The sequence below is a fragment of the Nocardia sp. BMG111209 genome (genome assembly GCF_000381925.1).
Taxonomy (GTDB): Bacteria; Actinomycetota; Actinomycetes; order Mycobacteriales; family Mycobacteriaceae; genus Nocardia.
Genome location: NZ_KB907307.1, coordinates 3,670,214 through 3,683,404, shown reverse-complemented (window position 1 = coordinate 3,683,404; position 13,191 = coordinate 3,670,214). Strand labels below are relative to the sequence as shown.

Below are 13,191 nucleotides of genomic sequence, written 5' to 3'. Positions count from 1 at the left end.
CAGCCCCTCGCGGGCCCGCCCGCCACCACTCCCCACTCCGCCCCACCACAGCCACCCACCGGGGGGATTGCTGCTGGTTGTCGGGGCCGTGGCCGTGTCATGGCCGCGTGTCGCGGGAACTCGCAGAAACCTCCCCACCCCGGTGATAGCTGACATGACCTGCGAGATTCGTGTCGCCGGGACCCGGATCGGCGACGCTTTCGATTGAAAGTGGGGGAAAGTGGGGTAATGTGGAGCCCGCACTGACGAAGACCGACCAGGCCGAGGTGATCGAGCGGGAGGTGTCGAGACGTGTTTCTCGGTACCTACATGCCTCGGCTGGACGACAAAGGGCGACTGACGTTGCCTGCGAAGTTTCGCGACGAGCTGGCGGGAGGGTTGATGGTCACGAAGGGCCAGGACCACAGCCTTGCCGTGTACCCCAAGGACGAGTTCACCGCGCTGGCGCGGCGGGCCGCCGAGGCGTCGCGAAGCAATCCGCAGGCGCGGGCGTTCGTCCGGGCACTCGCGGCCTCCACGGACGAGCAGCGTCCGGATGCGCAGGGCCGGATCGTGTTGTCGGCGGAACACCGTCGCTACGCGAATCTTTCGAAGGATTGCGTGGTGATCGGCTCGGTCGACTTCCTCGAGATTTGGGACAAGCAGGCCTGGGAGTCCTACCTCGCCGAACACGAGGAGGACTACTCGCAGGCCGGAGACGAGTCGCTGGGCGGAATCTTCTAGCCCCGCGCGAGGCGGATGCCCTGCGGCCTCTGCCCGACGGCGGACCCTGACGTACTTCCCCAACGCCAGGTGCCGTCGCTCGGTCAGAGACCAGGGGGCATCGGTCACCGACGCGCGCACCATCGTGAGGCAGGATCCCGGGAGGTCGAGGTGAACCGTGAGAACACCAGCTCCCGCCATGTTCCGGTGCTGCTCCGCCGAGCCGATGAAATCCTCGGTCCCGCACTGGAATCCGGCGGCGGAGACATGCCCGGGCCGGGTGGTGTCCTGATCGATGCCACGCTCGGATTGGGCGGGCACGCCGAACATTTCCTGCGTACCTACCCCGGGATCCACCTGGTCGGGCTGGATCGCGACACCGAGGCGCTGCGCCTCGCCGCGGACCGCCTGCAGCCGTTCGCGGACCGGATCACGCTGGTACACACCCGATACGACGGTATCCCCGACGCGCTGGCGCAGGCCGGCAGGCCCGCCCGGCGCTCGGTGCGCGCGATCCTGATGGACCTGGGTGTGTCGTCCATGCAACTCGACGAGGCCGACCGCGGGTTCGCCTATTCGGTCGACGCGCCGCTGGACATGCGGATGGATCCCAGCACCGGGCCCACCGCCGCCGATGTGCTCAACACCTACACCCACGGCGATCTGGCCCGGGTGCTGAAGGTCTACGGCGAGGAGCGGTTCGCCGGGCGGATCGCCTCGGAGGTCGTGAAACGCCGGACACGGCAACCGTTCACGACCAGCGCGCAGCTGGTCGAGGTGCTCTACGACGCCATTCCCGCGGCCACCCGCCGCACCGGTGGTCATCCCGCCAAGCGCACGTTCCAGGCGCTGCGCGTCGAGGTGAACCGGGAGCTGGAATCGCTCGAGGCCGCGCTGCCGGCGGCCCTGGACGCGCTGGAGATCGGCGGGCGCATCGTCGTCATGTCGTACCAGTCCCTGGAGGACAAGCTGGTCAAGCAGCTGTTCGCGCAGGAGTCCGCCTCCCGGACCCCGGTCGACCTGCCCATGGAGTTGCCGGGTATGGGACCGGCGTTCCGGGTGCTGACCCGGGGCGCGGAGAAAGCCACGCCGGACGAGATCGAGGAGAATCCGCGCGCCGCACCGGTCCGGATGCGAGCGGCGGAACGGATCACGGACGGTACGGGTCGGGGCGACAGTCATCCGAACAGGTCAGGGGAGGCGAGACGATGAGCGTGCGGACACGGGTGGACGCACCGAAGCGGCGAACCGCGGCATCGAAGCAGGCGTCGGGTCAGAATCCGAAGCAGGCTCCGAATCGAGTACCGCATCCGGCGATGCCGAAGCCGGTGACCGGGCTGCCGGCGGTATCGCCGGACACTCCGGTGGGTCCGCGGCGCGTGGCGGCCGACCGGGAGAAGTCCGGTGCGGCCGAACGGGCCTACGAGCGGCGGCGCAACCGCACCACCAGCCGGGAGAAGCTGCCCCCGCTGCCGGCCCGGACCGGGTCGGTGATGTCGGGCCGCATCCCGTTCGTGACGGCGATCCTCGCCATGCTCGGCTGTGGTCTGGCGGCGACGCTGCTGCTGACCACCCGGGCCGCGGAGGACAGCTACCAACTCGGCGATGCCCGCCGCACCAACCGCGAACTCGCCGACGAGCAGGCGGCGCTGCAACGCGAGGTGGCCAAGGACGATTCGGCCCCCGCGCTGGCCGACCGCGCCCGCGAACTGGGCATGATCCCGGCCAAGGATCCGGTGCGCCTGGTGGTGGCGCCGGACGGCAGCGTCACCGTGATCGGTAAGGAGATACCGCAGCAGGGTGGCCCGGTGCCGCCGCTGAACGTGTCGCCGACCGCGCCGGCCGCCGCGCCGCCGAAACTGGCTCAGGCCCAGGGCGAACGGGTCGTCCCGGTCAGCCCGCCGCGCTCGGCCACCAGCGTGCAGGCGGCGCCGACGCCGGGTGTGCCCAATGCCGTCGCCTCGCCCGCCGCGCACGCGGTGGCCCCGCAGGCGGCCCAGGCGGTGCCCGGTCCGGTCACCCCGAACCAGCTGGTGACGGTTCCGGCTGCCGACGGGGCCGTGCGATGAGTCCCGGCGGCCGGGCCCAGCAGCCCCGCGGCCGGGCTCCGGCTCGGGTGCGGCGGCCGGGCCGGCCGCGCAAGTCCACCTCCCGATCCGGAGCCGCAGCTGATTCGTCGCTGCGGCTCCGGTTCGGAGTGGGCCGGATCATCATGCTGATCGCACTGCTGATGGTCGCGGTGCAGCTGCTCTGGATCCAGACGGTGTCCGCGCCGAAGCTGTCGGCGGAGGCCGCCAGCCAGCGCATCGTCAACACCCCGGACTACGCGCTGCGCGGGCCGATCACGGATCGGTACGGCAAGTCGCTCGCGTTCACGATCACCACGAAATCGCTGACCTTCCAGCCGGTGACGGTCCGCAAACAGCTGGCCGCCGCGCACGCGAAGAATCCCAAGGCGCCCGAACCGGATCAGCGGTTGCAGGTAATCGCCAAGGGCATCCGGCAGCGGCTGGGCCCGGACGGCCCGTCGGAGAACGATCTGCTGGCGAAACTGCGCAGCGACGACACCTTCACCTATCTGGCCCGCAACGTCGATGCCCGGGTGGCCACCGAGATCACCGACCAGTTCGCGGAGGTGGGCGGCGACCGGCAGGACACCCGCATCTATCCGGGTGGTTCGCTGGCCGCGAACGTGCTCGGCGCCACCGGCTGGGACGGGCACGGGCAGATCGGCCTGGAGTCGTCGCTGGACGCGGTGCTGGCCGGCACCGACGGTTCGCACACCTACGACCAGGGGTCCGACGGCGCGATCATTCCCGGCAGCGAGCGCGACCGCCAGCCCGCGGTCAACGGCAACGGTGTGGAGCTGACCCTCGACTCGGATCTGCAGTACTACGTGCAGCAGCAGATCCAGCAGGCCAAGGAGATGTCCGGCGCGCAGGACGCGTCGGCGGTCGTGCTCGACGCGCACACCGGGCAGGTGCTCGCGATGGCCAACGACAGCACCTTCAATCCGAGCCTGAACGCGCAGTACTGGGGTTCGTCGAATATGGGCAATCCCGCGGTGACCGACGGTTTCGAGCCCGGCTCGGTGAACAAGATCGTGACCGCGGCCGCCGCCATCGAGTACGGGCTCACCACCCCGGACGAGGTGTTCGAGGTGCCGGGCAGTATCGATATGGGCGGTGTCACCGTCGCCGACGCCTGGCAGCACGGGGTCACGCCGTTCACCACCACGGGCATCTTCGGCAAGTCGTCCAACGTCGGCACCCTGATGCTGGCGCAGCGGGTCCGCGAGGACCGCTACGCCGATATGCTCAAGCGCTTCGGCCTCGGCCAGCGCACCGGCGTCGGCCTGCCGGGTGAGAGCGCCGGCATCGTGCCCGCGCGCGACCAGTGGTCCGGTTCCACCTTCGCCAACCTGCCGATCGGCCAGGGTCTTTCGATGACCCTGTTGCAGATGACCGGGATGTACCAGGCGATCGCCAACGACGGTGTGCGGGTGCCGCCGCGCATCGTGCGGGCCCGGGTCGGGCCGGACGGCTCCCGCACCGAGGAACCGGCGCCGGCGGGCACCCGGGTGGTGAGCGTGGACACCGCGCGCACCCTGCGGCAGATGTTCGAGGCCGTGGTGCAGCGCGATCCGATGGGGTACCAGCAGGGCACCGGTCCGTCCGGCGCCGTGGAGGGCTATCAGATCGCCGGGAAGACCGGGACCGCGCAACAGATCGATCAGCACTGCAAGTGCTATTCCAACGATCGCTACTGGATCACGTTCGCGGGAATCGCGCCGGCCGATCAGCCGCGCTACGTCGTGGGCATCATGCTGGACGCGCCGATCCGCAGCTCCGACGGCAGCGGCGGGCAGTCGGCGGCGCCGCTGTTCCACAACATCGCCTCCTGGGTGTTGCAGCGTGACCGCATCCCGCCGTCCACGGAACCGGTGAAACAGCTTGTCCTACAGGCCATGTAGCCTTCGCGGGGATGGGCCCGCAGCGCGGCGGTGCGGCGATTCGGCGGCCGCGTTGCCCGACCGTGATCGATCGTCGGTAACCTGACTCGTCGATCCGATTCCGTCCGTTGTGAGATAGCACCACCAGACCCATCACCCGATCGAGAGGAGCCACGTGCCCGTGCCGCCCAGCCCGCAGGCGCTGCGCCCGGCCGTGCCGCCGTCGACGGCGTTGCGCGCGGTCGCCGACCTGGCCAGAGCCCGCTACAGCGGCGATCCGGACCGGCTGGCGCGGGTCGTCGTCACCGGTGTCGAGCAGCGCTCCCAGGCGGTGCGGCCGGGCGATCTGTTCGCCGGGCTGGCCGGGGCGCAGGCGCACGGGGCCCGCTTCGCACCCGATGCGATCGCCGCCGGTGCGGTGGCGGTGCTGACCGATCCGGCCGGGGCCGAACTGATCGGCGCGGTGGACGTTCCCGTGCTGGTGCACGACGATCCGCGCGCGGTGCTCGGCGGGCTGTCCGCCGCCATCTACGGCCACCCGTCGCGGCGGTTGCAGATCATCGGCATCACCGGCACCTCGGGCAAGACCACCACCTCGTATCTGGTGGAGGCGGGCCTGGCCGCGGCCGGCCTGCGGACCGCGCTCATCGGCACCATCGAGACCCGCATCGACGGGCAGCGGGTGCCGAGCGCGCTGACCACGCCGGAGGCGCCGCAGCTGCACGCCATGTTCGCGCTCATGGTCGAGCGCGGGGTGCAGGCGGTGGTCATGGAGGTGTCCAGCCACGCGCTGGTGCTGGGCCGCGTCGACGGGGTCGAATTCGAGGTCGGCGCGTTCACCAACCTGTCGCAGGATCACCTGGACTTCCACGCCGATTTCGAGGACTACTTCGCCGCCAAGCGCCGGCTGTTCGAGCCCGAATCGCCGACCGCCGCGCGCACCTGCGTGGTCTGCGTCGACGACGCCTGGGGCCGGCGGCTGGTCCGCGAGGTCGGCGGCCGCACCACGGTCGTGACGACGGCGACCCAGCAGAGCCCCACCGGTGAGGCCGAACCCGATTGGACCCTGGTCGGCGCCACCACCGTGCGCGGCGGCGGCCAGGAGTTCACCATCGCCGGCCTCGGCGTGAAAACCGATGTGCGACTTCGGCTTCCGGGCCGATACAACGTGGCGAACGCGCTGCTGGCGGTGGCCGTGTGCGCGACCGCGGGTATCGATGCCACGGTGGCCGCCGCGGCGCTGGCCGAGGTGGACGTGCCCGGCCGGATGCAGCGGGTCGACGCCGGTCAGGACTTCCTGGCCGTGGTCGACTACGCGCACAAGCCGGCCGCGGTCGAATCCGTGATCGCGACGCTGCGGGAGTATGCGAAGCAGACCGGCGGCAGGCTGGCCGTGGTGGTCGGCGCCGGCGGCGACCGCGATGCCGGTAAGCGTCCGCTGATGGGCGCCACCGCCGCGCGCGGCGCCGAACTGCTGATCATCACCGACGACAATCCGCGCAGCGAGGATCCGGCGGAGATCCGGGCCGCGGTCCGCGCGGGCGCGCTGGGGATCGCGGAATCCGAACGCGGCGAGGTGGCCGAGATCGGCGACCGCGCCGCGGCGATAACCGCCGCCGTCGACTGGGCCCGGCCCGGCGACATCGTGCTGGTGGCGGGCAAGGGCCATGAGACAGGGCAGGAGATCGCCGGTGTGAAGTATCCGTTCGACGACCGCGAGGTAGTGGCGGCGGCCCTGCATCGGAAGACGAAGGACCAGACAGCTTCATGATCGAAATGACTCTGCGGGAGGTCGCGGAGGTCGTCGGCGGAACACTGCACGACGTTCCCGATCCCGCGGTGACGGTAACCGGCGCGGTCGAATTCGACTCGCGCCGCATCAGTCCCGGCGACCTGTTCCTGGCCCTGCCCGGCGAACATGTCGACGGGCACGATTTCGCGGCGGCCGCGGTGGCCGCCGGGGCGGTGGCCGTGCTGGCCTCCCGTCCGGTCGGCGTGCCGGCCATCGTCGTCGAGCCGTCGGCCGGGCAGTCCGGCCGGGCGCTGGCGCTCGCGCACGACGTCGGCGGTTCCGGTGCGGCGGTGCTGGCCGCGCTGGCCGCCCTGGCCCGCGCCAACGTGGACCGGCTGGTCGCGGCCGGCGGGCTGACCGTGGTCGGCGTCACCGGATCCTCCGGTAAGACCTCCACCAAAGACCTTCTGGCCCATGTGCTCTCGCCGCTGGGACCGGTGGTCGCCCCGCCCGGATCCTTCAACAACGAACTCGGACATCCGTGGACGGTGCTGCGCGCGGACGCCGGCACCCGCTTCCTGGTCCTGGAACTGTCCGCGCGCGGGCACGGGCACATCAAGGCCCTCACCGAGATCGCCCCGCCGAGTATCGGGGTCGTGCTCAACGTCGGCACCGCGCACCTCGGTGAGTTCGGCGGCCGCGCGGCCATCGCCCAGGCGAAGGGCGAACTGGTCGAGGCGCTGCCGTCGTCCGGGGTCGCGGTGCTCAACGCCGACGACCCGAATGTGATCGCGATGTCGAGCCGGACCGCCGCCCGCGTGGTGTCGGTCGGGCAGTCGACCGGCGCGGACGTGCGGGCCACCGACGTGCGTCTCGACGAGGCCGCGCGGGCCCGGTTCACGCTGCACACCGGGGATGACCGTATCGAGGTGCGGCTGGGCGTGCACGGCGAGCATCAGGTGGGCAACGCGCTGTCCGCCGCGGCGGTGGCGCTGGAGTGTGGCGCCGACCTCGCGACGGTGGCCGCGGCGCTGTCCGAGGCGCGCGCCGTCTCGGCCCATCGCATGGACGTGCGCACCCGCGCCGACGGCGTGACCGTCGTCAACGACGCCTACAACGCCAATCCGGATTCGGTCCGGGCGGCATTGAAGGCGCTGGTCACGATGTCCCGGACCGGCGACACGCCCGACGGGCAACCGCGCCGCAGCTGGGCGGTGCTCGGCGAGATGGCCGAACTGGGCGACGATGCCGTGATCGAGCACGACCGGATCGGCCGGCTCGTGGTGCGGCTGGACGTGGACCGGCTGATCGTGGTCGGCACCGACCGACCGGCGCGCGCGCTGCATCAGGGCGCGGTACAGGAAGGTTCGTGGGGCGAGGAGTCCGTGCTGGTACCCGATATCGACTCGGCGCTCGAACTGCTCGACGCCGAGGTCGCGGCCGGTGACGTGGTGCTGGTCAAGGCGTCGAACTCCGCCGGGTTGTGGAAGGTGGCCGAACATCTCGTCGCCGCCGGGCCGGGCGCGTCGCAGCCGGGCCCGCCGCTCGCGTCGCAGTCGACTACGGAGGCCGCCCGATGAGGCAGATTCTGTTCGCCGCGGCGATCGCGCTGACGGTGTCGATCCTGTTGACGCCGTTGCTGATTCGCATGTTCGCGCGGCGCGGCTTCGGCCAGGAGATCCGGATCGACGGTCCGGAGAGCCACAAGGCCAAGCGCGGCACGCCCACCATGGGTGGCGTCGCGATCATGCTCGGCATGTGGGCCGGTTACCTCGGTTCGCACCTGATCGGCATCGGATACCGGGCCGAGGGCCCGACCGCCTCGGGCCTGCTGGTGCTGGGACTGTCCACCGCGCTCGGTGCGGTCGGCTTCCTGGACGACTTCATCAAGCTGCGCAAGCAGCGCAATCTGGGCCTGACCGCGGCCGGGAAGTACATCGGCCAACTGGGTTCCGCCATCGTGTTCGGTGTGCTGGCGCTGCACAGCGTGGGCTCGGGCGGCCGGACCCCGGCCAGCCGGCATCTGTCCTACGTGCGCGACATCAACACGGTGTCGATGAGCGTGATCGTCTTCCTGGCCTTCGTCTGCCTGGTCGTGGTCGCCTGGTCGAACGCGGTGAATCTCACCGACGGCCTGGACGGCCTCGCGGCCGGCTCGATGAGCCTGGTGCTGGGTTCCTATGTGGTGATCAGCTTCTGGCAGTACTACCACGCCTGCGAGGTCAAGGTGGAGCCCGGCTGCTACAACGTGCGCGACCCGCTGGACCTGGCCCTGGTCTGTGCGGCGGGTGCGGCGGCCTGTATCGGATTCCTGTGGTGGAACGCGGCTCCCGCGAAGATCTTCATGGGCGACACGGGTTCGCTGGCGCTCGGCGGCCTGCTGGCCGGGCTGTCCATCACCACCCGCACCGAACTGCTGATGGTGGTCATCGGCGCGCTGTACGTCGCCGAGGCGGCCTCGGTGGTGTTGCAGATCGTGGTCTTCAAGACGACGCGCAACCGATTGTTCAAGATGGCGCCGTTCCACCACCACTTCGAACTGTCCAAATGGGCAGAGACTACGGTGATCATTCGGTTCTGGTTGCTGGCGGGCATCGCGGCCGCGGTCGGACTGGGCTTGTTCTACAGCGAATACCTCTCTCAGGTCGGGTAACAGGCATATGGTCGAACACACTCCGCGGGCCCTGCGCTCACCTGGCCCCATGCTCGAATTTCTGCGTGGCAGAGACGTTCTGGTGGCCGGTTGGGGCGTGTCGGGCCGGTCGCTGATCGAGCCGCTGCACGATATCGGCGCCCGCCCGGTGGTCACCGACGCCGGGGAGAAGGCGCTGGCCGAGGCCGCCGAACTCGGCCTCGCGACCGCGCCCGGCGAGGAGCTCACGCTACCCGGCGCACTGGGCCGGTTCGCGCTGGTCATCACCAGTCCCGGCTGGCGGCCCGACTCACCGGTGCTGGTCTCGGCCGTGACCGAGGGCATCCCGGTCTGGGGCGACGTCGAATTCGCCTGGTGGGTCGATCAGGCCCGGCTGTACGGGCCGGTGCGCAAATGGCTGGTCATCACCGGCACCAACGGCAAGACCACCACCACCCAGATGACGCACGCGATCCTGCGGGCCGCCGGCGTCCCCAGCGTCGCCTGCGGCAACATCGGACTGCCGATCCTGGACGCGCTGCGGCGCACGCCGGGCCCGCAGGTGCTCGCGGTGGAGCTGTCCTCCTTCCAATTGCACTGGGCCCCTTCGGTCCGCCCGGAGGCGGGCGTGGTGCTCAACGTCGCCGAGGACCATCTCGACTGGCACGGCGGCCTGGACGCCTACGCCGCGGCCAAGGCCCGCGCGCTGACCGGCCGGGTCGGCGTCGTCGGCCTGGACGATCCGGTCGCGGGCGCGCTGGCCCGCAAGTCCCGGGCCCGCCGCACGGTCGGCTTCCGGATCGGCGTACCGGCCGACGGTGAGCTGGGTGTGGTCGACGGCAAACTGCTGGACCGAGCCTTCACCAAGGCCGCGATCCTCGCCGAGGTCGGCGACATCAGCCCGCCGGGTCCCGCCGGGGTCGCGGACGCGCTGGCCGCCGCCGCGCTGACCCGATCCATCGATGTGGCGCCGCAATTCGTCAAGGAGGGGTTGCAGGAGCACAAGGTCGGCCCGCACCGGGCGGCGTTCGTCCGGGAGGTCGGCGGCGTCGAATTCGTCGACGATTCGAAGGCCACCAATCCGCACGCGGCCCGCTCGTCGATCCTGGCCCACCCGCAGGTGGTCTGGCTCGCCGGCGGTCAGCTCAAGGGCGCGCACGTCGAGGATCTGGTCGAGGAGGTGGCCGATCGGCTCGTCGCGGCGGTGCTGTTCGGTCTCGACGCGCACACGATCGCGGAGGCGATGACGCGACACGCCCCCGATGTCCCCGTGGTGGTGCTCGATCCGGACGACGATGCCGGTATGGGTGTGGACGCGGTGATGGCGCGCGCGGTGCGGATCGCCGCCCGCTACGCCGGACGCGGCGATACGGTGCTGCTCGCGCCGGCCGCCGCCTCGCTGGACATGTTCGCCGACTACACCCATCGCGGCCGCAGTTTCGTCGCGGCGGTGCAGGCGCTCGACGAGGGAGATATCGGGAGCCCGCAATGAGCGAGGCGGGCGCCGCGACGACCGGCACCGGGCACAAGGCCGCGGGTGCCACCTGGTTCGGCGCCTGGCTCGCCCGCCCGCTCGCCTCCTTCCATCTGATCGTCACCATCGCCACCCTGCTGACACTGCTGGGCCTGGTGATGGTGCTGTCGGCGTCGAGCGTCGAGGCGTACGCCGCCGACGGTTCGGCCTATTCGCTGTTCGTGCAGCAGGCGATGTTCGCGACGGTCGGCGCGGTGCTGTTCTATCTGGCGCTGCGGGTGCCGCTGTGGCGGCTGCGGCAGTTGTCGTTCCCGATCTTCGCGCTGTCGGTGCTGGCGCTGGTGCTGGTGCTGATCCCGGGAATCGGTTCGTCGGTGCAGGGTTCGCGGCGCTGGTTCGTGATCGGGCCGCTGTCGATCCAGCCGTCGGAGATCGTCAAGGTGACGCTCATCGTCTGGGGCGCGCATCTGCTGGTGGCCCGGCGCGCGCTGGTCGGCTCGCGCGCGACCTACAAGGACGTGATGGTGCCGCTGGTACCCGCGGGCCTGCTGGTGTGCCTGCTGGTGGTGTTGCAGCCCAACCTGTCCACGACCATCGCGCTGGGCCTGATCCTGGCGGCGCTGCTGTGGTTCGGCGGGCTGCCGGTCCGGCTGTTCGTGACGATCTCGGTATCGGGCCTGGTCGCCGCGGGCGTGCTGGCGCTGTCCGCCGGTTATCGGTCCAATCGCATGCGCGCCTTCTTCAATCCCGGCGACGATCCGCAGGGCATCAACTATCAGGCGCGGCAGGCGTTGTTCTCCCTGGCCGACGGCGGCATCTGGGGCCGCGGTCTGGGGCAGAGCCGGGCCAAGTGGAGCTATCTGCCCAACGCGCACAACGACTTCATCTTCGCGATCATCGGCGAGGAGCTGGGCTTCCTGGGCTGTGCCTTGGTGCTCGGGCTGTTCGCCCTGTTCGTCTACACCGGCCTGCGGATCGCGAGCCGCTCGGTGGATCCGTTCCTGCGGTTGCTCACCGCGACCGCGACCACCTGGATCACCGGTCAGGCGCTGATCAACATCGGTTATGTGGTGGGCCTGCTGCCGGTCACCGGCCTGCAGCTGCCACTGGTGTCGGCGGGCGGTTCCTCGCTGGCGATCACGCTGCTGATGTTCGGGCTGATCGCCAACGCGGCCCGGCACGAGCCGGAGGCGGTGGTGGCGCTGCACGGCGGTCAGGACGGCCGGTTCAGCCGCCTGCTGCGGCTGCCCAAGCCCGAGCTGTACACCGCGCCGCGCCCGCGCGCGGCCGCGAAGGCCGCGCCGAAGAAGAAGACCCAGCCGGCTCCCCGCGGTGAATCGGCCCGGGGCCGGCGCGGCGGTTCGGGCCGGCCGGCCCGCCGCTCGGTGGATTCGGACTCCTCGCGCCGGGCGGGCAACCAGCCTCGCGGCAGCCGGTCGTGGCGGTCGACCCGGGCGTGGGAGCCGAGCTATCCGACGACACACGCACGAGACAGGGGCAAACCGAGGTGACCGAGTCGATGGCCGTGGAACGACCGCTGTCGGTGATCGTGGCCGGTGGCGGGACGGCGGGGCATATCGAGCCCGCCATGGCCGTCGCCGACGCGCTGCGGCGCCGGGATCCGGCGATCCGGATCACCGCGCTGGGTACCGAACGCGGGCTGGAGACCAGGCTGGTGCCGGAACGCGGATATCCGCTGGAGCTGATCCCGCCGGTTCCGTTGCCGCGCAAGCCGACCGCCGACCTGCTGCGCCTGCCGGGCCGGATCCGGGCGTCGGTGGCCCGCACCCGCGCGATCATCGATGCGGTGGAGGCCGACGTGATCGTCGGCTTCGGCGGTTATGTGGCGCTGCCCGCCTACCTCGCGGCCGGTCGCGGCCTGCGCGGCCGCCGCCGGGTGCCGATCGTGGTGCACGAGGCGAATGCCAAGGCCGGGATCGCCAACAAGATCGGCGCGCGGTTCGCCACCCGGGTACTGGCGGCGGTGCCGGGATCGGGAGTCCACGGCCGCGGGCGGCCCACAGGTGACGGCCGGGGACGAGCGGAGGCCGAGATCGTCGGCATCCCGGTGCGGCAGTCCATCTCGACGCTGGACCGGCCGGGGCTGCGGGCCGAGGCCCGCGCGCACTTCGGGCTGCCCGCCGCGGGCCCGGTGCTGCTGGTGTTCGGCGGTTCCCAGGGCGCGCGCTCGCTGAACGAGGCGGTCTCGGGTGCGGCCGCGCAGCTCACCGCGGCGGGTGTCTCGGTGCTGCACGCGCACGGCCCCAAGAACACCCTCGACATCTCCGGCGTGGATCCGGACCTCCCCGCGAAATATGTCGCGGTCCCGTATCTGTCCCGGATGGATCTGGCCTACGCCGCGGCGGACGCGGCGGTGTGCCGATCGGGTGCGATGACCGTGGCCGAGGTGTCGGCGGTCGGGCTGCCCGCGTTCTATGTCCCGCTGCCGCACGGCAACGGGGAGCAGGAGCTCAACGCGCGCCCGATCGTGTCACTGGGCGGTGGCAGAATCGTTCCCGACGCGGAACTGACGCCGAAGTACGTGATCGACGAGGTGGTCCCGGTGCTCGGCGATCCGGTCCGGCTGTCCGGTATGGCCGTGGCCGCCGCGGGGGCCGGGCATCGGGATGCCGCCGACGAGGTGGCACGAATCGTGGTGGAGGTGATCGGCCGGTGACGGAAACGGACAGGACGACCGA

10 protein-coding genes are annotated in these 13,191 nt (G+C 71.1%); all 10 read left to right on the top strand.

The genetic code is table 11. From position 1 onward, the window contains the following. Nucleotides 1-291 precede the first annotated feature (291 nt). Nucleotides 292-723 (top strand): division/cell wall cluster transcriptional repressor MraZ, encoded by a 432-nt coding sequence (gene mraZ / locus G361_RS0116940; protein WP_019928288.1) that lies wholly within the window; start codon nt 292-294, stop codon nt 721-723. 150 nt (nt 724-873) lie between these two features. Beyond that, the gene (rsmH, locus tag G361_RS0116935) at nt 874-1,914 is read left to right on the top strand and encodes a 16S rRNA (cytosine(1402)-N(4))-methyltransferase RsmH (RefSeq protein ID WP_019928287.1); all 1,041 of its coding nucleotides are present in this window, start codon (nt 874-876) and stop codon (nt 1,912-1,914) included. Continuing rightward, nucleotides 1,911-2,771 (top strand): hypothetical protein, encoded by an 861-nt coding sequence (locus tag G361_RS0116930; protein WP_019928286.1) that lies wholly within the window; start codon nt 1,911-1,913, stop codon nt 2,769-2,771. Before rsmH ends, G361_RS0116930 begins: the two co-directional genes overlap by 4 nt. Further along, nucleotides 2,768-4,675 (top strand): penicillin-binding protein 2, encoded by a 1,908-nt coding sequence (locus tag G361_RS0116925; protein ID WP_081635406.1) that lies wholly within the window; start codon nt 2,768-2,770, stop codon nt 4,673-4,675. Before G361_RS0116930 ends, G361_RS0116925 begins: the two co-directional genes overlap by 4 nt. A gap of 154 nt (nt 4,676-4,829) precedes the next feature. Next, a complete protein-coding gene (locus G361_RS0116920; RefSeq protein ID WP_036494136.1) occupies nt 4,830-6,425 on the top strand; it encodes a UDP-N-acetylmuramoyl-L-alanyl-D-glutamate--2,6-diaminopimelate ligase in 1,596 nt (531 codons plus the stop codon). Beyond that, nucleotides 6,422-7,966, top strand: a complete 1,545-nt coding sequence (gene murF / locus G361_RS0116915) for a UDP-N-acetylmuramoyl-tripeptide--D-alanyl-D-alanine ligase (protein ID WP_019928283.1) — start codon at nt 6,422-6,424, stop codon at nt 7,964-7,966. Before G361_RS0116920 ends, murF begins: the two co-directional genes overlap by 4 nt. Further along, nucleotides 7,963-9,039 (top strand): phospho-N-acetylmuramoyl-pentapeptide-transferase, encoded by a 1,077-nt coding sequence (mraY, locus tag G361_RS0116910; protein WP_019928282.1) that lies wholly within the window; start codon nt 7,963-7,965, stop codon nt 9,037-9,039. Before murF ends, mraY begins: the two co-directional genes overlap by 4 nt. 49 nt (nt 9,040-9,088) lie before the next feature. Continuing rightward, on the top strand, nt 9,089-10,510 hold the full coding sequence (gene murD / locus G361_RS0116905; RefSeq protein ID WP_019928281.1) for a UDP-N-acetylmuramoyl-L-alanine--D-glutamate ligase: 1,422 nt from the start codon (nt 9,089-9,091) through the stop codon (nt 10,508-10,510). After that, nucleotides 10,507-12,003 (top strand): putative lipid II flippase FtsW, encoded by a 1,497-nt coding sequence (gene ftsW, locus G361_RS0116900; protein ID WP_019928280.1) that lies wholly within the window; start codon nt 10,507-10,509, stop codon nt 12,001-12,003. Before murD ends, ftsW begins: the two co-directional genes overlap by 4 nt. Continuing rightward, complete coding sequence (murG, locus tag G361_RS0116895; protein WP_196814493.1) at nt 11,949-13,169, top strand: undecaprenyldiphospho-muramoylpentapeptide beta-N-acetylglucosaminyltransferase; 1,221 nt, start codon at nt 11,949-11,951, stop codon at nt 13,167-13,169. Before ftsW ends, murG begins: the two co-directional genes overlap by 55 nt. The last annotated feature ends 22 nt before the right edge of the window (nt 13,170-13,191 follow it).

Bases quoted from the DNA above. Each gene is read 5' to 3' on its own strand.
- G361_RS0116930 (WP_019928286.1), top strand. From the start codon at position 1,911: ATGAGCGTGCGGACACGGGTGGACGCACCGAAGCGGCGAACCGCGGCA.
- G361_RS0116925 (WP_081635406.1), top strand. From the start codon at position 2,768: ATGAGTCCCGGCGGCCGGGCCCAGCAGCCCCGCGGCCGGGCTCCGGCT.
- murF (WP_019928283.1), top strand. From the start codon at position 6,422: ATGATCGAAATGACTCTGCGGGAGGTCGCGGAGGTCGTCGGCGGAACA.
- mraY (WP_019928282.1), top strand. From the start codon at position 7,963: ATGAGGCAGATTCTGTTCGCCGCGGCGATCGCGCTGACGGTGTCGATC.
- murD (WP_019928281.1), top strand. From the start codon at position 9,089: ATGCTCGAATTTCTGCGTGGCAGAGACGTTCTGGTGGCCGGTTGGGGC.
- ftsW (WP_019928280.1), top strand. From the start codon at position 10,507: ATGAGCGAGGCGGGCGCCGCGACGACCGGCACCGGGCACAAGGCCGCG.